The organism is Haloarcula halophila (genome assembly GCF_029278565.1).
Lineage (GTDB): Archaea > Halobacteriota > Halobacteria > Halobacteriales > Haloarculaceae > Haloarcula > Haloarcula halophila.
In genome coordinates, this window is the sequence record NZ_CP119559.1 from 1,451,952 (window position 1) to 1,476,833 (window position 24,882).

At 65.8% G+C, this 24,882-nt stretch carries 24 protein-coding genes; 15 read left to right on the plus strand and 9 right to left on the minus strand.

The features are described 5' to 3' along the window. Window positions 1-72: 72 nt before the first annotated feature. Window positions 73-2,211 carry a PGF-CTERM sorting domain-containing protein gene (locus tag P0204_RS07670; RefSeq protein WP_276223082.1) on the plus strand — a complete coding sequence of 713 codons (2,139 nt, stop codon included), beginning with the start codon at window positions 73-75 and terminating at the stop codon, window positions 2,209-2,211. A 103-nt stretch (window positions 2,212-2,314) separates the two neighbouring features. Here the strand turns inward: P0204_RS07670 and P0204_RS07675 are convergent, their stop codons facing one another. Beyond that, window positions 2,315-2,470 (minus strand): DUF7331 family protein, encoded by a 156-nt coding sequence (locus P0204_RS07675; RefSeq protein WP_276223083.1) that lies wholly within the window; start codon window positions 2,468-2,470, stop codon window positions 2,315-2,317. A 125-nt stretch (window positions 2,471-2,595) separates the two neighbouring features. Between P0204_RS07675 and thiD the strand changes: the two genes are divergently transcribed. Together thiD and P0204_RS07685 are read left to right on the plus strand one after the other, a co-directional pair. Further along, window positions 2,596-3,960 (plus strand): bifunctional hydroxymethylpyrimidine kinase/phosphomethylpyrimidine kinase, encoded by a 1,365-nt coding sequence (thiD, locus tag P0204_RS07680; RefSeq protein ID WP_276223085.1) that lies wholly within the window; start codon window positions 2,596-2,598, stop codon window positions 3,958-3,960. A 63-nt stretch (window positions 3,961-4,023) separates the two neighbouring features. Continuing rightward, window positions 4,024-4,650 (plus strand): DsbA family oxidoreductase, encoded by a 627-nt coding sequence (locus P0204_RS07685; protein WP_276223087.1) that lies wholly within the window; start codon window positions 4,024-4,026, stop codon window positions 4,648-4,650. 58 nt (window positions 4,651-4,708) lie between these two features. Here P0204_RS07685 and P0204_RS07690 read toward each other — a convergent pair whose 3' ends face one another. After that, window positions 4,709-4,888 (minus strand): hypothetical protein, encoded by a 180-nt coding sequence (locus tag P0204_RS07690; RefSeq protein WP_276223089.1) that lies wholly within the window; start codon window positions 4,886-4,888, stop codon window positions 4,709-4,711. A gap of 177 nt (window positions 4,889-5,065) precedes the next feature. Here P0204_RS07690 and P0204_RS07695 point away from each other — a divergent pair, with 177 nt between their 5' ends. Then, the gene (locus P0204_RS07695; RefSeq protein WP_276223091.1) at window positions 5,066-6,154 is read left to right on the plus strand and encodes a sulfite exporter TauE/SafE family protein; all 1,089 of its coding nucleotides are present in this window, start codon (window positions 5,066-5,068) and stop codon (window positions 6,152-6,154) included. 24 nt (window positions 6,155-6,178) lie between these two features. Further along, entirely contained in the window at window positions 6,179-6,619 is a 441-nt protein-coding gene (locus tag P0204_RS07700) for a universal stress protein (RefSeq protein ID WP_276223093.1), read from the plus strand. Window positions 6,620-6,628: 9 nt separating this feature from the next. Here P0204_RS07700 and P0204_RS07705 read toward each other — a convergent pair whose 3' ends face one another. The 4 genes from P0204_RS07705 to P0204_RS07720 all read right to left on the minus strand — a co-directional run bounded on the left by P0204_RS07705 (window position 6,629) and on the right by P0204_RS07720 (window position 9,359). Continuing rightward, complete coding sequence (locus P0204_RS07705) at window positions 6,629-7,399, minus strand: DUF7847 domain-containing protein (protein ID WP_276223095.1); 771 nt, start codon at window positions 7,397-7,399, stop codon at window positions 6,629-6,631. 65 nt (window positions 7,400-7,464) lie between these two features. Continuing rightward, window positions 7,465-7,794 carry a thioredoxin family protein gene (locus tag P0204_RS07710; RefSeq protein WP_276223096.1) on the minus strand — a complete coding sequence of 110 codons (330 nt, stop codon included), beginning with the start codon at window positions 7,792-7,794 and terminating at the stop codon, window positions 7,465-7,467. 97 nt (window positions 7,795-7,891) lie between these two features. Then, window positions 7,892-8,749, minus strand: a complete 858-nt coding sequence (locus P0204_RS07715; protein ID WP_276223098.1) for a hypothetical protein — start codon at window positions 8,747-8,749, stop codon at window positions 7,892-7,894. Further along, the gene (locus P0204_RS07720; protein ID WP_276223099.1) at window positions 8,742-9,359 is read right to left on the minus strand and encodes a DUF7344 domain-containing protein; all 618 of its coding nucleotides are present in this window, start codon (window positions 9,357-9,359) and stop codon (window positions 8,742-8,744) included. The genes P0204_RS07715 and P0204_RS07720 overlap by 8 nt, the downstream gene beginning before the upstream one ends. Window positions 9,360-9,795: 436 nt before the next feature. Between P0204_RS07720 and P0204_RS07725 the strand changes: the two genes are divergently transcribed. From P0204_RS07725 to mutS, 7 genes are all read left to right on the plus strand, one after another. Further along, window positions 9,796-10,374: a hypothetical protein gene (locus P0204_RS07725; protein ID WP_276223100.1), complete on the plus strand. Its 579-nt coding sequence runs from the start codon at window positions 9,796-9,798 to the stop codon at window positions 10,372-10,374. Window positions 10,375-10,755: 381 nt separating this feature from the next. Beyond that, window positions 10,756-11,553, plus strand: coding sequence for a hypothetical protein (locus P0204_RS07730; protein ID WP_276223102.1), 798 nt, complete (start codon window positions 10,756-10,758; stop codon window positions 11,551-11,553). A 650-nt stretch (window positions 11,554-12,203) separates the two neighbouring features. After that, window positions 12,204-13,148, plus strand: coding sequence for a hypothetical protein (locus P0204_RS07735; RefSeq protein ID WP_276223103.1), 945 nt, complete (start codon window positions 12,204-12,206; stop codon window positions 13,146-13,148). Window positions 13,149-13,180: 32 nt separating this feature from the next. After that, window positions 13,181-14,080 (plus strand): rhomboid family intramembrane serine protease, encoded by a 900-nt coding sequence (locus P0204_RS07740; RefSeq protein ID WP_276223105.1) that lies wholly within the window; start codon window positions 13,181-13,183, stop codon window positions 14,078-14,080. Between the two features lie 61 nt (window positions 14,081-14,141). Next, window positions 14,142-15,290 (plus strand): signal peptidase I, encoded by a 1,149-nt coding sequence (locus P0204_RS07745; protein ID WP_276223106.1) that lies wholly within the window; start codon window positions 14,142-14,144, stop codon window positions 15,288-15,290. A 48-nt stretch (window positions 15,291-15,338) separates the two neighbouring features. Continuing rightward, a complete protein-coding gene (locus P0204_RS07750) occupies window positions 15,339-16,532 on the plus strand; it encodes a DUF5305 domain-containing protein (RefSeq protein WP_276223107.1) in 1,194 nt (397 codons plus the stop codon). Window positions 16,533-16,579: 47 nt separating this feature from the next. Beyond that, window positions 16,580-19,297 carry a DNA mismatch repair protein MutS gene (mutS, locus tag P0204_RS07755; protein ID WP_276223108.1) on the plus strand — a complete coding sequence of 906 codons (2,718 nt, stop codon included), beginning with the start codon at window positions 16,580-16,582 and terminating at the stop codon, window positions 19,295-19,297. A gap of 36 nt (window positions 19,298-19,333) precedes the next feature. On the opposite strand, the gene nucS is transcribed toward mutS, so the two are convergent. From nucS to P0204_RS07770, 3 genes are all read right to left on the minus strand, one after another. Beyond that, window positions 19,334-20,062: an endonuclease NucS gene (nucS, locus tag P0204_RS07760; RefSeq protein ID WP_276223110.1), complete on the minus strand. Its 729-nt coding sequence runs from the start codon at window positions 20,060-20,062 to the stop codon at window positions 19,334-19,336. A gap of 9 nt (window positions 20,063-20,071) precedes the next feature. Continuing rightward, a complete protein-coding gene (locus P0204_RS07765) occupies window positions 20,072-20,503 on the minus strand; it encodes a hypothetical protein (RefSeq protein ID WP_276223112.1) in 432 nt (143 codons plus the stop codon). A 71-nt stretch (window positions 20,504-20,574) separates the two neighbouring features. After that, on the minus strand, window positions 20,575-21,969 hold the full coding sequence (locus tag P0204_RS07770; protein ID WP_276223114.1) for a PAS domain-containing sensor histidine kinase: 1,395 nt from the start codon (window positions 21,967-21,969) through the stop codon (window positions 20,575-20,577). Between the two features lie 185 nt (window positions 21,970-22,154). Between P0204_RS07770 and P0204_RS07775 the strand changes: the two genes are divergently transcribed. From P0204_RS07775 to P0204_RS07785, 3 genes are read left to right on the plus strand one after another with little or no spacing between them, the layout of a single operon-like run. After that, window positions 22,155-22,430, plus strand: a complete 276-nt coding sequence (locus P0204_RS07775; RefSeq protein ID WP_276223116.1) for a DUF7577 domain-containing protein — start codon at window positions 22,155-22,157, stop codon at window positions 22,428-22,430. Window positions 22,431-22,480: 50 nt separating this feature from the next. Next, complete coding sequence (locus tag P0204_RS07780; protein WP_276223118.1) at window positions 22,481-23,806, plus strand: hypothetical protein; 1,326 nt, start codon at window positions 22,481-22,483, stop codon at window positions 23,804-23,806. A 25-nt stretch (window positions 23,807-23,831) separates the two neighbouring features. Beyond that, window positions 23,832-24,818, plus strand: a complete 987-nt coding sequence (locus tag P0204_RS07785; RefSeq protein ID WP_276223120.1) for a Gfo/Idh/MocA family protein — start codon at window positions 23,832-23,834, stop codon at window positions 24,816-24,818. Window positions 24,819-24,882 lie beyond the last annotated feature (64 nt).

Here is a 24,882-nt window from a genome sequence, read left to right on the forward strand (position 1 = left end):
GGTATCCTCTGGGTGTGTGCCCCCACCGGGTATCGGTCAACTATTTCAACCGTGAGCCGGTACCATGGGTCAATGGACGGGGTGCGCCGGTGGACTATCGCCGCCGGACTCACGGCCCTGCTCGTTCTCGTGGCGTTTGTGCCGGTGGCGTCGGCGACACCCTCTCAGGCAGGAGCGGTCGACGCCGCCGGAGCGAGCAGCGGCGGTACCGTCGGGTCCCCCGAAGATCCGCAGGTGGGTTCCCGGGACGGAACCGCTACCGAGCAGGTCGCCGACAGCGAGACGATCACCGTCAACCAGTCGTTCGCCCTCACGGCAAACGACTCCGGCAGCGTCGACGTTCGGTTACGCTACGCGATTCCCGATCGCGTCCGCTCGCTCGAAACGACACTCCCCGAGAACGCGACCGTGACACGCACGACCGGGTTCACCCGCGTCAACGGGACGACCTACGAGTGGGACGGCGAGTCGGCCACGCCGACCCTCGCGTACCGTCGGAACCCCAACGAAACCCTCGACCGGTCCGGGCCGGAGAGCGCCGCCGGGCGGTACGTCGGCGTCGACGCCGGCGAGTGGGCGCTGTTTACCCGCTCGGCGACGCCCACGGAGTGGACCTACGTCGGGACCACGCCGGTGACCTTCCGGCGGGACATCCACACGGTCGGGCCGGGGGCGGCCGGCGAGTGGGTCGTGTATCTCGGTACCGGAACGACGACCGAGCGGACGGCCAACGATCAGACCATCCGGCTCGTGGTCCCCGACCGTGCTTCGATGGCGGACTCCCCCGACTCGGTCCTGTCGTCGCTGTCGAACGCCTCGAACGCGCTCCGGGTCGGCGACCGGGACGAACACGTCTTCGTCGTCGCGGCGCCGACCGGGACGAACGTCACCTGGGGCGCCCGCGGCTACCAGGTCGGCGACGCGGACATGTGGGTCAAAGACGACGAACGGCTCGACACGGCAGAGAACATCTGGCTCCACGAGTACGTCCACAGCAGACAGGCGTTCAGGCCGACGAGCCGGACCCGCTGGCTCGTCGAATCCAGCGCCGTGTACTACGCCGCCGCCCTCACACTGGAACAGGACCGGATCGACTTCGACGCCTACCGATCGCGACTCGGCGCCGGCGCCGATCCGGTCTACGACGGGATCATCCTCGCGGCACCCTCGACGTGGGAGGAGAGCGCCGACTACTACCGTGGCCCGCTGGTCGCCGGGCGCATCGACGAACGGATCCGCCTGTCGACCAACGACGAACGGACGTTTCAGGACACGATGCGCCTGTTGAACGGGCGTGAGCGGCCGGTGACACAAGCGAACCTGCTGTCGGCGGTCGAGCGGGCCGGGGGCGAGCAGGCCCGCACGCTGGCCGCCAACTACACCGGGTCCACGGCGACCGTGAGGATGTGGAACGAGAGCCGCCACGCGGCCGTGTTCGGACAGTTACCCGCCCGTATCGGGTACGCGCTCCCGGCGGCAGACAACCGCTCTGCCTACCGGGTCGACGGACAGTATCGGGACGGACCAGTCGGGGGTGAGATACCGCTCCAGTTGGTCGTCGGCGAGACACTGACCGTCGACGCGATCGTCCGAAACGCCGGCGGGACCGAGGGCCAGTACAACGCGACGATGGACATCAACGGGACGACAGTGACGACCGCAGGGGGGCGGATCGCGCCGACGACGACACGGGTGGTCCCGCTCTCGCACACGTTCGTGACCCCCGGGCAGTACACACTGAGTCTGGACGGGACCAACGTCACCGTCCTCGTCCAGCGGCCGGCCCGGGCGGAAGTGACCGATATCGCGGTCAGTTCGCGGAGCGCTCGCGCCGGGACCGAGGTCGTCGTGACGGCGACGGTCACGAACACCGCCGACATCCCCGCCGCTGGACGGGTCGTGTTCACGCGGGACTTCGAGCGGGTCACGGATCGGCAGGTGTATCTCCCGCCCCGGAACAGCACGGAGCTGTCGACCGGGATCAGACTGCCCGAACCGGGCGACGTGCTGGTGGCGGCCGGCAGCGCCGACCCGGTCACGATCACCGTCACACCGGCCGCGACGACGGAGTCGACCCCGACACCGACGCCGACACCAGTGTCGGGGACGACCACGCCACGGACGACGAGTGCGGACGGCCCGGGGTTCACGGTCGCACTCGCCGTCCTGGCGCTGGCACTCGGGACGCTGGTCGCGTCTCGCCGTCGCTGATCGGGGCGTGGCTACGCCGGCCACCACGTTCGAGGGGGTGCGAAAACGACGGTCCGCGAGCCCACGGCTCGGAGCCGTCGGGAGCCGGTGTCAGAAGGGGCAGTTACGCACTTGTTCGTTCCGAAGTGGCACCGACGTCGACGGCATAGTTCGACTGGAGCCACGCCTCCGGGTTCTCCCGGTCGTAGATGACGACGTCGCCGCCGCCGGTGGTGAAACTGCCGTACTCCGCTTGGGATTCGTCCGGTGCCGATTCCATCGTCGTATCCCACTGTAGGCAATCGATACCCTATAAGCGTTTCCCGGATGTGATACGGAGTATTATTACCATACTAGGACGGCGAGACCAGCAGGGATTTTTCCCCACCGATCGACACACCGTCTATGACACGCGCAGACGCACCAGTCACACCCCCGGCCGTGCTGACGATCGCCGGGAGCGATTCGGGTGGCGGGGCCGGCATCCAGGCCGACCTCAAGACGATCGAGGCCGGTGGCGGATTCGGGACCAGCGCGATCACCAGCGTCACGGCACAGAACACGACCGGCGTCCAGGGCCAACATCTGCTTCCGATCGAGGAGATCGCGGCACAGATCGAGTCGGTGCGTTCCGACTTCGACCTGGGAGCGGTCAAGACCGGGATGCTCGCGACGAGCGAGGTGGTCGACCTGGTCGTCGAGCACGCCCCGGAGCTACAGAACCTCGTCGTCGATCCGGTGATGGTCGCCGCCTCTGGGGATCGCCTGCTCGACGAGGACGCGGAGGACGCGTACGAGCGACTGTTCGCCGAGGCGACGCTCGTCACGCCCAACGCCGACGAGGCCGAAGTCCTGACCGGTCGGGACGTCGAGGACCCCGAGGCCGCGGAACGCGCGGGCCGTGACATCGTCGAGATGGGGGCCGACGCCGCGCTCGTCAAGGGCGGCCACATCACCGGCGAGGAGGTCGTCGACACGCTCGTGACCGCACCAGAGGAGGCGGGTGGCGTCACGAGTTTCCGCCACGACCGGATCGACACGGCGGCGACCCACGGCTCGGGCTGTACGCTCTCGTCGGCGATCGCGACCCGTCTGGCACACGGCGACGACCTGTCCGGAGCCGTGTCGGCGGGGATCGACCTCCTGGCGCGGGCGGTCCGATACCACCACGACGTCGGCGAGGGACCGGGTGCCGTCCACCACATGGTCGAACTACGCAACGAGGCCAGCAGGACGGAGACCGTCGAAGCCGTCGAGCGGATCGTCTCGGCGTGTGTCGATCTGGACGTCTCGCCGCTGGTCCCCGAAGTCGGGATGACCGTCGCCGGCGCGACAGCCTACGCCGAGACGCCCGACGACGCCGCCGCCGTCGAGGGCCGCATCACCCGGACCCGGGACGGGGTCCGGCCCAACCGGGGTGTCCGCTACGGCGTTTCCGGGACGGTCGGTCGGTTCCTGCTGGCGGCCCGGGAGCACGACCCGGCCGTTCGGTTCGCCGTCAACTGCCGGCTGAACGACGACGTGCGGGCGGCCCTGGGGGAACTGGCCGGCTCCGTCTCGACGTACGACCGGGCCGACCGCCCGGCCGGCGCTGAGACGGAAGCGACCACGTGGGGGGTCGGACAGGCTTTCGAGGCGAGCCCGGAGACGCCCGTCGCCGTCGTCGACAACGGCGAAGTCGGCGTCGAGGCGAGTGCGACACTGCTCGGGGCCGACGCGGATACGCTCGTCGGACACATCGAGACGGTACTCGACGCCATCGACGCCTGACGGTCGTCCGCGGCCGGCGGCAGTCGGCCGTCGGTTTTTGTAGTCGTCGCTCCAATCCCAAGCATGAGCGACGCACCACAGATCACGGTCTACTCCGATTACGTCTGTCCGTTCTGTTACCTCGGACGGGAATCGCTCCGACAGTACCAGGCGACACGCGAGGAGCCCCTCGACATCGACTGGCACCCCTTCGATCTCCGGAGCGGGAAGCGGTCCCCCGACGGCACCATCGACCACTCCGTCGACGACGGGAAAGACGACGACTACTACGAACAGGCCAAACAGAACGTGCGCCGCCTACAAGACGAGTACGGGGTGGAGATGGACCTCGACATCGCGACCGATATCGACTCGTTGCCGGCGCAGGTGGTCTCGTACTACCTGAAATCACACACCGACTACGAGACGTGGCTGGCTTTCGACGAGGCTGTCTTCGACGCGCTCTGGCAGGAGGGGCGCGACATCGGGGAGCGGGACGTACTGGTCGACCTGGCGACCGACGCCGGTGTCGACGCCGAGACGGTCCACTCGGCGCTGGACGACGAGACACTCCGGGCGGAAGTCCGCCAGCAGTTCGCGGCCGCACAGCAGGCGGGCGTGACCGGCGTCCCGACGTTCGCCTACGACGGTCACGCCGCCCGCGGCGCGGTTCCACCGGAACACATCGAGCGGCTGGTCGAGGGCGTCTAACCGCGAGAGAACCCACGGGCTTGTCGGTATCGACGTGCGACGCGAGAACGAGGAGCCGTCAGCGCCAGCGACCGGTACGTGCCTGGACCCGCATCTCCACGTACCGCTCCGCCCAGTTCTCGAAGTGGTCCCGGAGGACGCCCAGTCCCGGTACGGACAGCCCTGTCGGCGGCTGGTCCTCGCTACCGTCGTCGTATGCTGCCTGCTCTGCCGCCTGGGGTCCCTCCTGAAGGCTCATTACGATACACACTACCATACCCCATTGAATAAACGTTAGGGATTCGCCGACCATGTGACCAGTTTTCGCGGGCACGCGTGCGACGCCGGGTGACAGCGATCTGCACGAAGTTCCGGGAGCTGAACGGAGACAACAAGGCCCTTATACCCAAATTCCCAACAGCGTTCTCAAGCCTCAATGACCGCGTCGCCATCGTCAGGGAGCGTACAGAAGACCTTTCTCAAGTACCAACACGTCTTCGTGTTTCTCGCACCGCTGTTGTTCGTCGTCGGTGTCTACTCGGTAGCGCCGATTCCGGAGACCGCGGGGACCGACTACTGGCTGGAGTACTGGTGGCTGTTCCTGGCGTTCATCGTCGGGGCGACCATCGTCAACACGGTCGGGATCAGCGGGTCGGCGCTGTTCGTCCCCTTCCTCATCTTCGTCTTCCCGGTTATCGCCGGCGAGACACTGACCCCGGAGACACTGGTGAAAGTCGGGCTCATCAGCGAGTCATTCGGCCTCTCCAGTTCCGCGCTGGCGTTCATCCAGTACGGGCTGGTCGACCGTCGCCTGGCGCTGTCGCTGGTGCTTGGCGGCATCCCCTTCGTCGTCGCCGGCGCCTTGCTCTCCTTTATTATCCCGGCGTGGCTGTTCCACGCGCTACTGGGACTGGCACTGATCGCGGCGTCGTTCCTCCTGTTCAAGGCCGATCTCGGCCACGAGGACCCCAGCGCTGGCGGCGACGAGGCCGACACCGCAGCCGACGGCGGCCAACCCGGCCTGCCCAACGACGACGACAAGCTCGGCCCGGCCGGCGTCGAGAAGGCCGCCGACGGGACGATCACCCGCGTCGACCGCGACGGCAACGACTACACCTACTCGCATGGCGGCTACCTCGAACGGTTCGCCAACTACAGCGTCGGCGGCGTGTTCCAGGGACTGGCCGGCTTCGGGATCGGCGAGTTGGGGATCATCTCGATGCTGCGCACGAACGTGCCGGTCCGTGTCGCCATCGGGACCAACCACATCGTCGTCGCGTTGACGGCCGTGCTGGCCTCGCTAGTCCACGTCTTCGGCGGCGGGCTCGTCGGCGGCCACACGATGGACCTCGCCTCGACCCCGTGGAACATGGTCGTCTGGACGGTCCCGGCGACGGTCACCGGTGGACAGATCGCACCCTACGTCTCGGCCACGCTGGATACCGGCCTCATCAAGAAGGGCGTCGGCGTGTTGTTCGCGGTCATCTCGGTCGCCCTGTTCCTGATGGCGTTCGGTGGGTTCTAACCGTCCGGGCTGTTTCGTTCGGATATGTACGACGACATCTTGCTTCCGACCGACGGGAGCGACGGCATCGCCGAGGCAGCCAGCCACGCGGGCGAACTCGCACGGCAGTTCGGTGCGACAGTCCACGTCCTCTCGGTCGTCGATACGCGCAACCGCTTCGAGAGTCCGACCGGCGGCCTCTCGGACGCCGCCTGGACGGAGGCCGAACGCGAGCGTGCCGAGACGGCCATCGAAAAAACTGTCGACGCACTGCCCGACGGAGTGGCTATCGAGACCAGTATCGTAGAGGGTGTTCCCAAGACGGAGATCCTCGACACGGTCACGGACGAGGGGATGGATATCGTCGTGATGGGGACCCACGGGCGGACTGGACTGGATCACTATCTCATCGGCAGCGTCGCGGAGAAGGTCGTCCGTCGATCACCGGTACCGGTAGTGACGGTTCGTCTCGGGGACGAGAGCTGAGACGGGGACTCAGAGTGCGGTCGTCGCTCCGGTATCCTCCGACGGCCCGGGTGTGACACCGGAGTCAGATTCGCCCTCGCGGAGCTGGCTGTACGCGACCGAGATCACGGCGAGCGAGAACAGCGACGTGGGTGCCTGGACGAGCGTGACCACTAGCTGAGACAGCGACGGCGAGAGCAGGAACGTGCCGGCACCGACGATACCGCCGAAGACGGCGCTGACTGTCACGACCAGGACCAGCAACAGGAAGAGCGTTATCCGGTTGCCCTCGCTGAGGCGGTAGCTCTTCCGGAGCGCAGTGACGAAGTTGTCGTCCTCGACTGCGATGTACGGGACCATGAAGATCAAAACGACGTACAGGAAGATCCCCGGAACGAGGAGCAACAGCGAGCCGACGAACACGGCCAGCCCGTAGACGACGCCACCGACCAGCACGTTCACCACGGCCAGCGGGACGTTCCGGGTCAACGCGCCCGCCGGGAACGACTCCTGTGCGTCCGCGACGAAGGTCCGGACGCCGACGATCGAAAGGTACGTCGAGAGGAGCATCGCCACGAAGATACTCCCGACAGCGACACCGAGGGGGATGTCGAGGGCGAGCGGCAGCAGGGTCGCGGCCTCGGTGAACCCCATCTGGCGGTAGAGCTGGGCGATAGCTGTGTTCATCGACACCTGTATCGCGATCACGAGCACCGAGTAACTGACGAGCAGGGCACCGCCGGTTCGACTGACGAGTCGGTCGACTGCTCCGCTGACGGCGGAGCCGATCTGGAGGGACATCACGTCGGTGTTCCCGGAGTGGCCTGATAAGCGTTCTCCCGGTGTGTCAGAGCCTGAAACGCTGCTCACTCGCCTTCGACGAACGCGACCAGATCGGCGGTGGGAACGAAACCATCGGCCCGACGATCGATCAGTTCGCCGGCGGCGAACAGCAGGAACGTCGGCACCGAGCGCACGTCGAAGGCAGCCACGGCGTCGAGGTCGCGTTTCGGGTTGAAGACGACGACACGGGCCTCGGTCGCCCGGGCGACGTTGTCCAGGATCGGTTCCATCGACTGGCAGATCGTACACCCCTCGGTGCGGACCATCACGAGGACGCGCTCCTCGCCAGCCAGCACGTCGTCGAGGTCGGATCGGGTCTCGATTGTGATCGGCCGGTCGTGTGTCGTGCTCATAGCGACACTACGCGACTGACAGTGAAAACGTTGTACCGACGGGCGCGTCGAGGACTACCTGGAATACCGGCGATAGGGAAGAACGCGGTGACCCACCTCAGGACGGGCAGGCGAGTTCCGAAGTACCCTGTAGCCGTTTCAGGGAGTCCAGCCCGTCACAGACCGGGTCGGCGGCCTTGTCCGACCCCTCCCCGATCAGTAAGTCGCCGCCCTCACTCGTCCGCTCGAGGGCGGGATGGACGTAGACCTCGCCGGTCGCGTCGAGCGAGACGGCGGCGATGGCCTCGTCGGAACCGTAATTGTTCGTGAGCTGCCCGTTCGTGGGCACCACAACGTCGCGCTGAGTAACCACACCGTCCGCTCCGTCCAGCACCCAGACGGTCGCGGTTCGGTCAGCGTCTGGACCGAGTCCCGAGACGGAGACCGCGCCACGCCTCCCGTTGAATCGAACGTCGGTCTGGCTCTGTTGGCCCGTCGTGGTCCGCTCGTCCGCACAGGTGACGGTGTACTCGACCGTCCGTGGACTGGTCGTCTCGGCGAAGACGCTGCCACCGTCTGCCTGGGCATCGAACGAGACAGTTCGCTCGATCGTGTCCGAAGGGGTACACTCAACGGTCGTCGAGACGTCGAACGACTCGCCGATGCCGACGCCATCGTGCGTTTCGACTTCCTGATCGGGCTCGTCTACCTCGTCCGGCCCGACGGCGTACCAGACCGTGAGATCGACCGGTTGGTTGAAGTGGTTACTCACGCTCAGGAACTCGATCTCGACCGTCTCGTGTGAGTCGGCGTTCAGGGAGAGATCCTCGTACCGTAAGGACATGTACGCATTCTTGTCGCCGACCACGTCGACGGACACCTGCCGATCGGCCGAAACCGAACTGAACCCCTGAGCCGAGACAGTCAGCATCGCCGCTGCGGCCAGCGCGAGCACGAGCGCGAGTCGCCTATACATCCTCGACCTCCGCCGGGCTGTCGGCGGACTCCAGTCGCATCCCCCGCGAAAGGAGGAAATGTGACAGCGACGAGACGCCGAACGCCCCGATGAGGAAGACCGTCCACCCGGTCGGCGGGATCGCGACGAACGGCTGGACACCCAGCGAGGCGAGTCCGACGAGGATCGCGCCGATAGCGCTGAGGCCCATGTAGTAGAAGCTCCACGGGATGTCGTACCGGTCGACGACTTCGAGGTAGATGTCGAGCTCGGCGGCGGCGTCGGTCAACTCGACGACGCCGGCCCGACGATCGAACTCGACGATGCCGGTTTCGTCCATCTTCGGGAGGTGGAACTGCTGGAGCGAGGAGTACACCGTCTTGCGCTCGCTCGAAGAGATCTCCCGGATACTGCTGTCGTTCTCCCAAGCAGCGACCTGTTCAGCCAAGTCCGAGAGTGTGCCTACCTGTTCTTTGTTTTTCAAGTACTGGATGACGAACCGACGTCGCCGGTTGCTCAACATCTCGAAGATCTCGTCCCGCGTCAGCGATTCGTTTCCGACCTCCGTCTCCGGCACTCGTAACTGATCGATATCGATGCCACCAGTGTGCTGTGACTGTGATTTACTCATGTACCCTCCCACCCTGGAGCTATCGAACACTGCCGATAGTGTTCGTGACGACTACAGTTCAGTTCTATATCAGAAGGTCATAAAGTTGTTGTTAGTTTTGGATTTTGAGGAGGACGAATAGACTGCCTTCGGGCGAAATCTTCACTTCGGAATCCCTACAATACCGGCGCTGCTGGCGGATAACCCTCCGTTTTCGAGACGGCGTGTGAGATCGCCGATCGAACACGATCTGTCGGGATTTCAAAGAGTCTATTCCCGGTTTCTCACTCGGTATGACCACATCTACCGGGGCGATGCGCTCGGTTCAAACAGCGTATGTCGTGGTTCAATCGGTCTATGCACTCGTATCATAGAGACTACTACAATATCCGATGCATCTGTGGTAGCTGATAGCGCACCGGCCCTCTGGGGGTGGGTGCCAACGAGGTAACGACCAATGCAACGACGCAAGTTCCTGATCGGAATGGGATCGCTCGCCGCCGGCTCGGCGGCTGCAATGGGTACCGGTGCGTTTACGAGTGCCGAAGCGGATCGTGATCTAACCGTTAGTGTAGCCGAAGACTCGAACGGCTATCTCAAGCTGAGTGCTAACGGTAAAGGCGATAATTCACTGTTCTCGTCCATCGAGGAGAACACGCTTACTCTGGACTTTGGGGAACGGGATCTCGGTTCCGGTGAACCCGACCCGCAAGGAGTGAATCCGGATTCAGTGATGCAGTTTGACGGTGTGTTCAGGATTTCGAACCTCGGAACTCAGTCGGTAGACGTGTGGTTCGAAACCGATATGGACGGTGTAACGTTCTACCGGTTCAGTGATCCAGACGGGAACAGTCTCAACGGATGGGAAAACAGGAAAGAAGGGCTCGGGGAAGGAGCCCATATGACGCCAGGTATCGAGATCGATACGACTGGAGACACTAGTGTCGAGGACTTAGAAGGCGAGGTCACGATTTACGCGAGGGATGCCGACCAAGACGACCCACCAGAGCAGCCGGAATCTGAACCGGCCGAATAAGCGTCCGCACCCATAGATATTCGAGACGTTCGAATCGATCCGGCCAGTTCGACGGGAGATACGCCGGATTCAGCGAAAACGACGAGAGAAGACTTTTAATAGACGAATCGAACCCGTACCCAGGCTCGGATAGCGTCGGTATCCAGATCACGGCTATCGGGCAAGTCGGACTCTGACATCGGTCGGCAGTTCGCAGCATTGCTCAGGTTCTGGGACAGTTTTCTCGGTTCGATCGGCTCACCCGTTCAGTTCAAACAGGGTATACGATCGTTCAATCGATCTGCGATTTTGCTCAAAGAGCGGACTACAATGTCCATAGCGTCTCTGGTATCTGGTAGCGCACCGACCCTTTGGGGGTGGGTGCCAACGAGGTAACGACCAATGCAACGACGCAAGTTCCTGATCGGAATGGGATCGCTCGCCGCCGGCTCGGCGGCTGCAATGGGTACCGGTGCGTTTACGACCGAAGCCTCTCGGGCTATGAGTATCGACGTTGTGGGCTCGGAAAGCGCATACTTGGGTGTGGACCCCGAAACTGGGTCAGAGTACGTCGAAGAATCAAGTCCGATGTCGATAAACTTGGCGGGGAACAGCGACTACGGGGGCTCCGGATTATTCGAGGAATCCGATACTGCGATTGCTCCGGCCTTCGAACTCCAGAACCAGTCGGATGAGACCCTTTACGTCGAGGTTGAGAATCCTCTCGCAAACAATGATATTAGCACGCCGAGTCTGGAAGGGCCGGCTGGGGTCGATGTCCAGTTTCTTACCGTACCATCCCTGCCACTGAGAGATTACAATGGGAAAGGAGGCCTCGCACTGATCGGCCGCGATTCTAAAGTGGAGGGTAGTGGTAACGGTCTTGGCGGGGGCTTCGATGACCCTGGCTCCAATGAATATTGGTTCCACCAAGGCCCGAATGATACCCCATCAAATGCGCCAAACCGCACGGCATTGACTCAGTCCAGTGACAAATCGGCAGCGGGGGCACTTGAAATCGCACCGGGTCAATCTTTCCCGGTCGTTTTCCGAGTCGTGGTTAATGATGTGGCTGAGAATACTGAGGCAAACGAACCGCGGGATATTGACGCAAACTTCACGATTGAGGCGTTCGACACCACTTCCAAACTCACGTACGATACGGTCAATGACATTTGGCCATCGGACTCCCCGTCGTAAGTAGTCAGGCTGTCATGCTTACTCCGTTTGCTGGGAGGTGAGGCAGCAATCGGGTCCTTCAACTTGCGGATTATCGACGTACGGAGACTCACTGCTAGACCGCTCCGATCCACTTGACCAATATATTGTGGACAGCTACCACACGATGACTCGATTAGTTCGATCTCCACTTGGTTACCACCGGTAGATGTGATCACGGTACTGGGTTTTGTGGGAAGGTGCACGTTCGGACATTCAGTGTATCGAAACATTGAGTTGTTCCTCAGATCGCCCGTATTGAATCAGTGCCAACTGCTTCCCTTCACAGACTTCAGTTCGAGACTCCGACGAAAGCCATCAATTTCGAACTGTTCCAGACGTGTATCAAAACGTCCGAAGCTGGGCGCCAGATCGTTTCAGCAGAACGATTATCGATACAGACATTTCCCGTCGGAACTCACGGGCTGGACAGACTTACGCGGGGTTTCTGGTTCTGCCATACCAACCGCGTCGAATGTGGGGAGCCCGCCGTTGATCGTCACGACGAATAGCATCTCAGGCTGTCGAAGTATCGTTTTAGCACAGTTCCAAACACCGTCTAACACTCTTTTCGCCCCCGCATAGAGAGAAATACAATACTGTAGCTCAGGCAATAACCGAAGAGACCGCCCGTGGCCCGACGCACACTCGTCCTCGTCGCCGTGCTCGCACTGGCGTCGGTAGTGTTGCTCGTGCCGACGGGCGCAGCGCCGTTCACCCAGTCGGGCACCGATTCGATCACCGGCGAAGTCCACCTCGCGCCCGCGGAGGGACCGAACGGGCGGTACGCAGTGCTCGACGAGGACGGCGAGATAGAGATCGTAGTGGATGAATCGAACCCATACGCCGATGCGGATGGCGTCAAGGAGAACGCGACCACCCGCATCGACGACGTGTTCACGATCACGTACACCGGGGCCGAGCAAGCGAAAGTGTGGCTGACCAACGACGCCGAGGACGTCCGGTTCTACCGCAGCGGGGGCGCAGCCAGCACCCTCGAACGGGAGGACAAAGCGGTCGTGCTCGGGCCGAACGCGACCGTTCACGTGGGGCTGCGGATCGACACCCGCGGGAATCACGACGTCGAGCAGGCCGATTCCTTCACCGTCCACGCGGAGGCTCCCGACGAATCGACGCCAGCACCGGCGGAGACGCCCGAGCCGACACCGACGCCGGAGCCGTCGCTCACCGACGAGAGTGAAGACGACGGCGACGATACGACGCCGACGGCGACTGAGACGCCGACCGATGCCAACGAAAGCGACGACAGCGATAGGAGGACACCGACAGCGACGCCGGAACAGAGCGTCGCCCCGCCGACCTCGACAACCGACGGCGGCGTCGGCTCGTCGTCGATAGGTGGAGTCGGCGGTGTGACACCGACGGCCACGCCGAGTCCGACCGATGCCGGGAGGGTCGTGGATCAAGACCCAGTCGGCGGCCAGCCGACGGAACTCGGCGGGTTCGCACAGGACCCGGGAGTCGTCTTCGGAGCACTCCTCGTCCTGCTCCTGTTGGCGTACCTACTGCGTCGGGCCGCCGAGCGGGCACGGGGGGACGAGCTTCGATCTGAATGAACGGACCAGGCGAGTCTTCCACCGAGCGAACGATGGACGACGATACGACGCCGACAGTGAGCGAACTGTTGGACAGCGCCACCGCCGTCGACGTTGTGCTCCTGCTCACGGTGCCTGCGCTGTTGATCGCGGTCGCGTCGCTGCCGGCGTCCGTCCGCCGGTCGCTCGTCTTCGAGTACGCCGCCCCGTCGTTCGGGACGGCGGTCGCCGCGCCGTTCGTCCACCTGAACGAGACACACTTGCACCGGAACCTCCTCGCGTACGCCGTCCTCGCGCCGACCGTCTACCTACTGAGCGTCGTGAGCGGCCATCGGCAACGGTTTCGGGTCGTGTTCGTCTCGTTCGTGCTGGTCTGTCCGCCCGTCCTGTCGTACCTGAACCTGGCGATCGTCCGCGAGGGCATAAGCGTCGGCTTCTCGGGCGTGGCGATGGCGCTGTACGGCTATCTCCCACTGGCGATCGCCGTCCATCTCGAACGGCGGTTCGACGTGGCCCCGACGGAGACGACCGCGCCGTTGCTGTTCTTCTCGGGACTCCAGCTGATCACGGTATTGACACTCGGTGCCGTCGCCACTACCCGGGTGAGTGTCCCGATCCGTGGTGTCACCGTTCCGGTTACCTCGGTCCTCGTCGCGTCGCTGATCGGCCTCGTCGCGGCGTTGACACTGGTGTTAACACTGTACACGCTAGCGGTGCGCGACCACGTCACGGCGCTGATGGCGACCCTGCGTACCACGACGACCCGTTCCGGCCACTTCGAGTTGCTCGTCCTCGCGACTGGCCTGTTTCTGACCGTTCCTTTCGTCACCTTTCCGATCAACCCCGTCGTCGGGAACAGCGTCCTGAACCTGTACGTTCACCTGGTCGGGTACGCGCTGGGGTTCATCGGTTCGTTCACACTGGTCGCTATCGAGGAGCGTCTGGCGATATGAAGAAGTTACAACAATCGATCATGTCACTAGAAATTTATAGGTGGAGGTCCAATCGCTGCCGATGACGGTGCGGGGTTGGACCGAGACACTGCTCGAGGTGATCGTCGTGGTGTTCCTCGTGTCGATGGTGGTCGGGCAACTGCTCGGACAGCCGGTCCTGCTGGGCTACGTCACGACGGGGAGCATGCAGCCGACGCTGAACCCGGGCGACGGCTTCGTCGCGATTCCGGCAGCGCTGGCCGGCCCGGTCGAGGAGGGCGACGTCGTCACGTTCCGGGCCGAGGAGATACAGGGGGGCGGGCTGACGACCCACCGCGTCGTCGACCGGACCGACCGGGGATACGTCACTCGCGGGGACAACAACCCGTTCACCGACCAAGACAGCGACGAGCCGCCGGTGACCGAGGCCCAGATCGTCGCTGTCGTCTGGCAGCCCGGCGGGACGGTCGTCTCCGTCCCCGGCGTCGGCCTCCTCGTGTCGGGGACACAGGAGACGCTGGGGGCGATCCAGGGACAGCTAGCCCGGCTTGCCGGGACACGCTCGCTGCTCGGGACACAGGGGATCGCGTACCTGCTGGTGGCGCTGTCGGTCGCCGGCTACGCTATCGACATCCTGCTGGGCGGGGATCGGGAGCGCGAACAACGCGAGACCTCCCGACAGACGGGCGTGAGTGTCCGGCTGATACTGCTCGTCCTGGCCGGAGCGGTCGTCCTGTCGGCGACAGCCGCGATGGTCGGGCCGTCCGGGTCACAGGAGTTCGGCGTCGTCAGTTCCGAGAGTGACTCCCCGGGCCTCCGCGTCATCGAACAGGGGACGACCGAATCGTCCCGGTACATCCTGGGCAACGGCGGGTTCGTCCCGATGGTCACGTACGTCGATCCGGTGACCGAGGGCGTCACGTTCGAACCGCGGGAGACAGTGGTACCGGCTCGATCGACGGTCAACGGGACGATCAGTATCACGGCCCCACCGGAGACCGGCTACTACCGGTATTTCGTCGTCGAGTACCGGTACCTGCATCTCCTGCCGCAGTCGACGATACGGAGCCTCTACCGGATACACCCCTGGACGCCGATCGTCGTCATCGACGCGCTCCTCGCAGGGTCGTTCTATCTGCTCGGCGCGGCGTTCGTCGACACCGGTCGGGTGCGCTCGCGCTCGCGGGAGGCCCCCTCCCGCCTCGACCGGTTCGTCTCCCGACTCAAGTAGTGTTACGATCCAAGATATTACCACACAGTAACCAGTATTCCAATGAGAATGAACCGTCGGAGCCGACGACTGCGGACGGTCGTCGCTGACAACTTCGCCGTGCTCGTTGCCGTCCTCCTGATCGGCGGGGCTGTCGGCGGCTACCTCGCGTATACGACGCACGTCGAGCCGGGGACGACCACCGAGACGCGGGAGGTCTCCTCCTGGCGTTCCACGTTCGACGTCTCCCACCGGGCGCGCGTCGTAAACGGAACCGACGCGTTCGGGGAGGGGACGGTGCTTCGGAACCGGAACGTCTACTTCCGGCGGATCAGCCCGCGGCTGAACGGGTCGGTGACCTACAGCTACGCGGCCAGTGACGGGGGCACGTTGAACACGACCACCACGGTTCTCCTCGTCTTTCGCTCGGTGGGCGCAACCGAGGGCGGGAACACGACCGTCTACTGGTCCGTCGAGCGGCCGTTGGCAGCGGCTAATGAGGGGTCACTGGCGCCGGACGAACGGACGAACGTGCCGTTCTCGGTGAACGTCACAGCAGCGACTGCGGAGGCCCGACGGATTGAGGAGCAACTCGGCGGATCGCCCGGAACGCTCGAAGTCTCCGTCCTCGCACGGACGAACGTCTCGGGGACACGGAACGGCCAACCGGTCGACGTCACGAGGACGAACCGGCTGCGTATAACGGCCGACGGGGGCGTCTATCGCGTCAGTACCCCCGGCCCGGTCGTCGAGTCCGACAGTCAAAGCGAGCCCGTCACCGTCCCCGCCGAATACGGGCCGGTCCGACGGATCGGCAGCCCGCTGCTGCTCGGAATCGCGCTGTGTGGGCTACTCGGTCTCACAGGGGCGAGATACACCGGCCGGCTGGATGTCTCGGAGGCCGAACGGCAGTGGCTCGCTTACCAGGAGACACGTGCGGAGTTCGACGAGTGGATAACCACCGGCCGGGTGCCGACGGAGGCGGACGGGCCACCCACGGTGACCGTCGACTCCCTCGAAGGGCTCGTCGACGTGGCCATCGACACGGACAACAGGGTCATCGAGGACCCCGAGAGGGGTGCCTGTCTCGTGCTCGGGAGCGAGCAGTGGTTCCGCTACGACGCTCCCGCGGACCCGCTGGCCGAGGACACCGGAGGGATCGACCCCCTCGACCAGGACGCCGATGGCGACAGAACGGACGGGGACCAGCCCGACGAACAGCCGACCGACGAGCCACACCCTGACGGCGACACCACTGGGTGAGAGAGCCGACCGTGGGGTATTTGACCGCCCGCCCCCGCTGGTCGTCCATGGACGCTGCGCTTGGCCCACCGGAGAAGATGGCCGAGCTGGACGACGAACTGACGCCGATGATGGCACAGTACTTCGAGCTGTGCCGGCAGTACGACGACGCGCTCGTGCTCTTCCAGGTCGGGGACTTCTACGAAGCCTTCTGTGAGGCGGCCGAGCGGGTCGCGCGGCTCTGTGAGATCACGCTGACCCAGCGGACCGACTCCACCGGCGAGTATCCGATGGCCGGCATCCCCATCGACAACGCCGAGTCCTACGTCGAGACGCTGCTGGACGCAGGCTACCGGATCGCGATCGCCGACCAGGTCGAGGACCCCGACGAGGTCAGCGGCGTCGTCGAGCGGGCCGTCACCCGCATCGTCACGCCCGGAACGTTGACCGAGGCCGAACTACTCGGCGGCGCGGACAACAACTACGTCGCGGCACTGGCCGGTGGTGACGACTACGGGCTGGCGCTGTTGGACGTCTCGACGGGGGACTGTTACGCGACCAGCGTCGGCTCGGAGACGGCGGTGACCGACGAGTTGAGCCGCTTCGGGCCGGCGGAGGCGATCGTCGGCCCCGGCGTCGAGGTGGACGAAGAGGCGGTCTTCGGGCCGTCATGTCTCGTCTCGGCGTACGAGCCGGCGGCCTTCGAACGGGATGCCGCCGCCGACCTCGTCGAGCGGTACTTCGGCCCGCCCGAGCGACTGCTGGCCGGTGACAGTGAGAGACGGGCCTGTGGAGCGCTGCTGGCCTACGCGGAGTACACGCGGGGCAACAGCGGCGCGGTCGGTCCCGACGGCGAACCGACCGCCGAGGACGACCCGACTGAGACGCTGGGGTACCTCAACCACCTGACCCGGTACGATCCACGGGAGTACATGCTCCTCGACGCGGTGGCCGTCGAGAGCCTGGAACTGTTCGAGCGCCGCTCGGTCCGGGGCCACGAGAACCGCACGCTGGTCGACACGGTCGACGAGACGGCCTGTGCGCTGGGCCGGCGGGAACTGACCGACTGGCTCCGCCGGCCGCTGTTGGACGAGGACCGCATCGACGCCCGCCACGAGGCCGTCGCGGTGCTGAAACGGGACCCGGCGACCCGCGAGGCGCTCCACGACCTGCTGAACGAGGTCTACGACCTCGAACGGCTCGTCTCGCGGGTCTCGCGGGGCCGGGCCAACGCCCGGGACCTGCGCTCGCTGGCGGCGACGCTGTCGGTCGTCCCCGACGTCCGCGAGCAGTTGGCCGACGCCGACGCCCGGCTGCTCGGGGACCTGCACGCGACGCTGGACCCGCTCGCGGACGTGCGCGAGGAGATCGAGGCCGCGATCCGGCCGGACCCGCCCCAGGAGATCACCGAGGGCGGCGTCATCAGGGAAGGGTACGACGAGGAGTTAGACGAGTTGCGCTCGACCGAGCGATCGGGCAAGCAGTGGATCGACGACCTCGAAGCCACCGAGCGGGAACGGACCGACATCGACTCGCTGAAGGTCGGCCACAACAGCGTCCACGGCTACTACATCGAGGTGACAAACGCCAACCTCGATTCGGTGCCGGAGGACTACCAGCGCCGCCAGACGCTGAAAAACAGCGAGCGGTTCTACACGCCCGAGCTGAAAGCTCGCGAGGAGGAGATCATGCGGGCCGAGACCGCGGCCGACGACCTGGAGTACGAGCTGTTCCGTGCGGTCCGAGAGACGGTCGCCGACGAGGCCGAGCGGATCCAGGCGCTGGCCGACCGACTGGCGCGACTGGACGTACTCGTCTCCTTCGGGACCGTCGCTGCCCGGTACGACTACGCCCGGCCGACGGTCGGCGCGGACGGCATCGACATCACCGCCGGTCGCCACCCAGTCGTCGAGCGGGCCGAGGACGCGTTCGTCCCGAACGACACCCGCCTGGGCGCGGTCGGCGACCGCGCGGACGACGACCACCCGCCCCGCTTTGCGGTCATCACCGGCCCCAACATGAGCGGGAAGTCCACCTACATGCGTCAGGTGGCCTGTCTCTGCCTACTGGCACAGGCCGGGAGCTTCGTCCCCGCCGAGTCGGCGTCGGTACCGATCCTGGACCGGGTGTTCACCCGGGTCGGGGCCAGCGACGACATCGCCGGCGGCCGCTCGACGTTCATGATCGAGATGACCGAACTCGCGACGATCCTCCAGTCGGCGACCGAGGCGTCGCTGGTCCTGTTGGACGAGGTCGGCCGCGGAACCTCGACGGCCGACGGCCTGGCGATCGCACGGGCGGTCACGGAGTACCTCCACGACGAGGTCGGCGCCTACACGCTGTTTGCGACCCACCACCACGAGTTGACCGACGCGGCCGCCGATCTCCCGGGTGTCGTCAACCGTCACTTCGAGACCAGCCCCGGGGACGAGGTCGTCTTCGACCACGAACTCGCCGCCGGCCCGGCGGCCGCCTCCTACGGCGTCGAGGTGGCCGAGATGGCCGGCGTCCCCGAGTCGGTCGTCGAACGTTCGCGGGCACTGCTGGACCGCGAGCAGGCGTCGGACGCGGGCGAGCCGCCGACCGGCGACCCGGCGACGAACGGACACGGGACGGCGAACGTCGGCGGAACCGAGGCGACGGGTGGCGACCGTGACGACTCGACGGGCTCGGACGCGTCGGCACCGGGGTCGGTTCGCGAGACGTTGCGGGAAGTCGACGTGGCGACGATGACGCCGCTCGAAGCGATGAACACGCTGGCGACGCTGGCGGATCGGGTCGAATGAACACGCCACACGGGCGAACGTGTCGCCGTAGCGGAACTACGGCGGTTCGAGCGAGACGAACTCCAGACCCTTCTCGGCCAGCAACTGGCGGGCGCGGTCGGTGACCGACGGCGCGACCAGGATACCGCGGACCTCGGTCTCGGCGTGGAGTTCCCGGGCGAGCGCCTCGACGTAGCGGTCCAGTTGGCCGACCGCGTCCGGGCCGACCCGCCGCCGTTTCAGTTCGAGGACGACCGTCCGACCGGCCGCGTCCTCGGCGTAGATGTCGACGGCCCCGGCGGGCGTCTCACGCTCGGTCGCCAGCGGCGTGAGCCCGTCCTCGACGAGCGCCGGCGTGTCGAGGATCCGCTCTTTGAGGTCGGCCTCGGTCCCGGTCAGCGCCAGGTCCTCCGGATCGCTCACGTCGAAGGCGGCGGCGTGGGCCACCCGCTCGAACGTGATCGCCAGTCGCTCGGCGGGCGTCTCCCGGGTCGACCGGACCAGCAGGGTCCCGTCGCTGACGGCGACGGTGTGTTCACACCCCGGGGGCTGCCAGTTGACCGGCTGTTGGCCCTCGTCAGTGTGGACCAGCGCGGCGCCGTCGGGCTTGAGCGTGACGTGTCGGTCACCGGGGGCCAGGGAACTCTCGGCCCGGCCCTCGTACTCGACGGCACAGCGACCGAACAGAGTCACCATCGCGCCGCGGTCGATGCCCCGCTGGACGAGGTCACACGCGGTGTCGGGGGCCGGATAGCTCAACGTCTCGACGGCACTCTCGGCGGTCACGGCTGTCGGTTAGCGGTCGGTCGGTAAAAATGGCGTGTCGTCGGGCGGGAACGCGGTCCGTGCCCGCCGCTCCAGTGCCCGCACCAGTCCCGAGCGGACGACACGGGGCCGGCGCCGCTGTCGGTCCGCACAGGCACGGCTTTTCGTCTCGACCCACCACGCACGCAGGGCGTCGAGGTCGGCCGCCGTCGCGAGTGCCACGTCGTCGGCGTCCGAGAGCGTCGGGTCGAGCCAGCAGACGCAGTAGCTCCGCGTCGTCCCGTCGACGACGACCACCCGGTCGTAGGTGGCGTCGAGTTCGGTCCAGACCGCTCGGGCGGGCACGTCACCGCCCAGTGGCTGTGACTGGACGATCGGGTCGGCGTCGACGCCCCAGTGTGCGACACGGAGGGCGACCCGGCCACGGGAGCGCGGTCGGACGACGAGCGTCCGGCGACCCATCAGCGCCTCCGAAGCGTATGCAGTGCTCGCATCGTGAGCGCCTGGCCCCGTCACTGCACTTGAACTTCGGGTCAGCGCACCGGCAACGAGATACTGATGCGGTTCCCGCGGTCGGTCTCGTCGAACTCGATGCGCCCCCCGGAGAGATCGACGCTCCAGAAGACCAGCCAGAGCCCGAGTCCGGTCGTGTGTGTGACCTCGTCCATCGGCTGCTCGCCGGTCAGTACCCGGAACTCCTCCCGCGGAATCGGCGGACAGTCGTCGCACACCTCGACGGTCACCCACTGCTCGTCGGCCCGGACCGACACCGCCACTGTCGGAGCGTCGGTCTCGGCGTGGACAACGGCGTTGTCGAGTAGTTCGCCGACGGCGGCGGCGATCTCGGGCAGCGCCGCAGCGTCGGCCGTCGCGGGGATATCGGTCTCGACGACGGCGTCGGGATACGTCTCCCGGAGTGTCGCCACTTCGGTCTCGACGATAGCGGCGAGATCACGGACCGTCGGCATCTCGTGATCGGTGAGTAAGTCGATGATCCGGCGCTGTGTTTCGGCGTCTTCGAGCAGTGCCTCCCCGACCCGGACGATCGTCTCGACGAACGGTTCCACCGCCTCACCGCCCCGGTCGGCGATCAGTTCGGCGTTGCCCACGATCGTCGTCATGTCGTTCCGGAGGTTGTGTCGGAGGATGTTCCCCATCACGACGAGTTGGCGTTCCCGACGCCGACGGTCCGAGATGTCGCGGGTGAACCCGGCGATGCGGTCGACGGTCCCGTCCCTGATGATCGGTGTCCCCTGGACCCAGACCCAGACGCCGTAGTCACGGTCCGGATTGACACGGTATTCGATGTCGACGGGCTCGCCGGCCGAGAGTCGGTCCATCGCGTCGACGACCAGGTCGACGTCGTCGGGATGGACGGTGTCGAGAAACGCCGTCGGGTCGGCCCGGACCTCGTCCGAGGGTTGCCCGTAGACGGTCTCGTAGGCGGAGTTGAGAAAGAGGAGTTCGCTCCAGTCGCCCTCGAACAGCCAGAGCACGTCGTCGGCAGCCTGTGAGAGTTCGATGAACTGCTCTTCGACCGCGGCACGTTCGCGTTGGGCCTCCCGCCGGCGTGTGATCTCCCGAGAGCTGATGACGTACCCACCGAGACCCTCGTCGGTTTGGTTCGAGAACCGGCTTTCCAGCCAGATCCACCCACCGTCGCTGTCGCGATGCCGGTACGAGACCGTCTCTGCAGTCGGTTCGTCGGCGTCGACGACCGACTCGAAGGTCGCCCAGGTCCGATCCCGATCCACGGGATGGATGTACTCGAACGCGTTGGTCCCGACGAGCGCCTCGGACTCGAAGCCGAGGATTCGTCTGGCGGCCGCGTTGACGTACAGGTACTCGCCGTCAGCGTCCACGAGGACGATCTTATCGAGTGCCTGGTCGAGAAGCACGGGGAGCATCGCTCCCTCGTCGGGGTCCATCACCACCCGGTACGTGGTCGAGCTTCTAAGCGTTTGTCTCTGCGGGCGGTAGAAACTGGACAGCTGTCCGCCGACGGCCCGACGGGGAGACGATCCGTCCCACGGACGGGCCGGATCGGTGTCGATCCATCTCAGTGTGGTAACTACCCACAATCCTCAAGTGTCGGCTCGTCGTAGTATCTCCTATGGTGGGGACCCAGTGGCTGTACGGCGCCATCGCGCTGCTGGTGGGCATCCACGTGCTGACGATGCTGTACGCCTACCGGAGTCATGACGAGACGGCCACGACCGAGTCCGAGGGCGAGCAGACACAGTCGCTTGGCGGACGCGGAGAACAGGTCGACTGCCCACAGTGTGGAACGACCAACGACCCGAACTATCGGTTCTGTCGGACCTGTGTCGCCGACCTCTCGAAACAGGCCCCACAACGCCAGCCGACCGGTGGGAGTCATCCACACTAACCGTGGACGAAGCGCTTATTTCCGGATAACAACAACGTAACACAAGTGGTGTGTACTGCCAGGGTGGCCGGATGGACCGGGTGATCGATGTCACAGCGACCGACGACGGCGTCCTCGACCGGACCGAGAGCGACGGCGTTCTCGGGCGGTCGCTGCTGTGTCTCCCGCTGTCGACACACCTTCGAGACGCCGAACAGGCCCGATACGTCGCCTGGAACAAGAAGCGGGGCGTCACCTGTATCCACGGCGGCCCGGACACGTACGCTCCGAGCGGGAGCTATCGGGCGTTCGCCGTCGCCACCGACAGCCGAATGGTGTTCGTCGTCGGCGGCGACGCCGAGGACGACCGGGTCTTCACCTTGCCGTACCGCGAGGTCCTGACCGTCGAGACGAGCGCGAACTTCCTCTCCTCGACACTCGAACTCGTCGCCGACGGCCAACAGCGCTGGCAGTTCGCCTGCCGTGGCGACCTCGACCCGGTCGCGAGGTACGTCGACGAAGCGGTCCAGTGTTGGACCCGCGCCGAGACGCTGTTCGATCGGGCCGATAATCGAGTCAGTTCAGCCCACGACGCTGTCGAAGACGGACGGTTAGACGCCGCAAGAGAGGCCCTCGATGCAGCCGAGACACAGGTAGCCGACGCACGGGACCATCTCGACGAACTGGGGCCGGACGCAGTCGCGCGCGGGACTGCCGTCGTCGACGACATCGAACACGACATGGCCGAGGCACGCGGCCGACTCGCCGCGACCCGAGGTGCCAGAGCCCACGAACGGGCCCGTTCCGCCTGGGACCGAAGCGAGTACGCCACGGCCTACGACGCCTACGAACGCGCCCGCGAAGCCTATCGACGGGCGCGTGCCCACGGCGTGACCGGCCTCCCGCTGGAAGAACGCCTCGCAGCAGTCGACGAGGAGTGTGACCGGCTCGCCAGCGCGCCGCTGGACGCGGCACGCGAGGCCGCCGCCGCTGCCCGGGAGACCGACGACCCACAGACCGCGAGCGAGCGCTGGGAGACCGCGCTCGAACGGTATCAGGACGCGGTCACGCTCGATTGGGGGCGACGGCGACGGTTCGAGGGCGACCCCGAGCAGCTCCGGGACACCGTGGCCGACACCGCCACCGCGCTCATCGGTGCCCGGCGAGCCGCGGCCCAGGATCGACTGAACGCCAGCGACTGGCTCGCCAAGAGCGGCGACGAGGACGGCGCCAGGGCCGCTCTCCGAGAGGCACGGGAGCACGTCGAGCGGGCCGACGAAGTCGCCGCGGAACTCGCCCCCGACCGCCGGGAGTTCGTGACCGAGGACATGGCCGCGGTCGCCGAACGGACCGCTCGCCTCGAGGCCGACCCGAGCCGCCCCGATACGGGGGTTTAGGAGGGCGGGCTACGTCGGTCCACGCATGCGCTTTGGTATCCTCTCGACGGCGAAGATCGGCCGTGAAGCCGTGATCCCCGCGATCCAGGCCAGCGAGCATACGGTCACAGCCATCGGCTCCCGGGACGCCGAACGGGCGCGACGTGTCGCAGCGGACCTCGGCATCCCCGAGGCCTACGGCGACTACGAGACGCTCCTGGCCGACGCCGACATCGACGCGGTGTACAACCCGCTTCCCAACGCCCTCCACGCCGAGTGGAGCCAGCGAGCGGCCGATCACGACCACCACGTCCTCTGTGAGAAACCCCTGACCGTCGACAGCGCCGAGGCGATCGACCTCTTCGAGTACTGTGCCGATCGGGGCGTGACCCTGATGGAGGCGTTCATGTACCAGTTCCACCCCAGAACCCGGCGGGCCCGCGAGATCGTCCGCGAGGAACTGGGCGAACTCCGCGCGGTCGAGTCGTCGTTCAAATTCCGGCTGGATTGGGACGGCGACATCCGACTAGATCCGGAACTGGCCGGCGGGAGTCTGATGGACGTGGGCTGTTACGCGGTCAGTTCGGTCCGTGGGTTCCTCGGCGAACCGAACCGGGCGTTCGCCCACGCGACCGATTCCCGGGAGACAGGTGTCGACACGAACCTCGCCGGTACCCTCGCCTACGACGACGGCCGGGTCGCACAGATCGCCTGTGGGTTCGACTCGCCTCACGTCGAACGGTACAGAGTCGAGACCGACGACGGCTGGCTCGAAGCACGGGACTGCTTCGGCCCCGAACCCGACCAGTCCGTCTCGCTGACCTACGCCGTCGACGGCCGCGAGGTGACGGAGACGTTCGACCCGGTCGATCAGTACCGCCTCCAGGTCGAGGGGTTCGCCGACGCTGTGTCGGCGGGAGTGGACCCGCTTGTCGACCGCGCCGAGACGCTGGGCAACATGCGCGCGATCGACGCCCTGGCCCGTAGCGCCGAACGGGGCGAGCCGGTCGACGTTGCCCCGACAGTGGAGTAACGACGATCGGGTCACGCGGGTGACACGCGACCCAACGGTTTTGCCGACCGCGGGCGAGATACCG

Bases quoted from the DNA above. Each gene is read 5' to 3' on its own strand.
- P0204_RS07670 (WP_276223082.1), top strand. From the start codon at position 73: ATGGACGGGGTGCGCCGGTGGACTATCGCCGCCGGACTCACGGCCCTG.
- P0204_RS07675 (WP_276223083.1), bottom strand. From the start codon at position 2,470: ATGGAATCGGCACCGGACGAATCCCAAGCGGAGTACGGCAGTTTCACC.
- thiD (WP_276223085.1), top strand. From the start codon at position 2,596: ATGACACGCGCAGACGCACCAGTCACACCCCCGGCCGTGCTGACGATC.
- P0204_RS07685 (WP_276223087.1), top strand. From the start codon at position 4,024: ATGAGCGACGCACCACAGATCACGGTCTACTCCGATTACGTCTGTCCG.
- P0204_RS07690 (WP_276223089.1), bottom strand. From the start codon at position 4,888: ATGAGCCTTCAGGAGGGACCCCAGGCGGCAGAGCAGGCAGCATACGAC.
- P0204_RS07695 (WP_276223091.1), top strand. From the start codon at position 5,066: ATGACCGCGTCGCCATCGTCAGGGAGCGTACAGAAGACCTTTCTCAAG.
- P0204_RS07700 (WP_276223093.1), top strand. From the start codon at position 6,179: ATGTACGACGACATCTTGCTTCCGACCGACGGGAGCGACGGCATCGCC.
- P0204_RS07705 (WP_276223095.1), bottom strand. From the start codon at position 7,399: ATGTCCCTCCAGATCGGCTCCGCCGTCAGCGGAGCAGTCGACCGACTC.
- P0204_RS07710 (WP_276223096.1), bottom strand. From the start codon at position 7,794: ATGAGCACGACACACGACCGGCCGATCACAATCGAGACCCGATCCGAC.
- P0204_RS07715 (WP_276223098.1), bottom strand. From the start codon at position 8,749: ATGTATAGGCGACTCGCGCTCGTGCTCGCGCTGGCCGCAGCGGCGATG.
- P0204_RS07720 (WP_276223099.1), bottom strand. From the start codon at position 9,359: ATGAGTAAATCACAGTCACAGCACACTGGTGGCATCGATATCGATCAG.
- P0204_RS07725 (WP_276223100.1), top strand. From the start codon at position 9,796: ATGCAACGACGCAAGTTCCTGATCGGAATGGGATCGCTCGCCGCCGGC.
- P0204_RS07730 (WP_276223102.1), top strand. From the start codon at position 10,756: ATGCAACGACGCAAGTTCCTGATCGGAATGGGATCGCTCGCCGCCGGC.
- P0204_RS07740 (WP_276223105.1), top strand. From the start codon at position 13,181: ATGGACGACGATACGACGCCGACAGTGAGCGAACTGTTGGACAGCGCC.
- P0204_RS07745 (WP_276223106.1), top strand. From the start codon at position 14,142: ATGACGGTGCGGGGTTGGACCGAGACACTGCTCGAGGTGATCGTCGTG.
- P0204_RS07750 (WP_276223107.1), top strand. From the start codon at position 15,339: ATGAACCGTCGGAGCCGACGACTGCGGACGGTCGTCGCTGACAACTTC.
- mutS (WP_276223108.1), top strand. From the start codon at position 16,580: ATGGACGCTGCGCTTGGCCCACCGGAGAAGATGGCCGAGCTGGACGAC.
- P0204_RS07765 (WP_276223112.1), bottom strand. From the start codon at position 20,503: ATGGGTCGCCGGACGCTCGTCGTCCGACCGCGCTCCCGTGGCCGGGTC.
- P0204_RS07770 (WP_276223114.1), bottom strand. From the start codon at position 21,969: ATGGACCCCGACGAGGGAGCGATGCTCCCCGTGCTTCTCGACCAGGCA.
- P0204_RS07775 (WP_276223116.1), top strand. From the start codon at position 22,155: ATGGTGGGGACCCAGTGGCTGTACGGCGCCATCGCGCTGCTGGTGGGC.
- P0204_RS07785 (WP_276223120.1), top strand. From the start codon at position 23,832: ATGCGCTTTGGTATCCTCTCGACGGCGAAGATCGGCCGTGAAGCCGTG.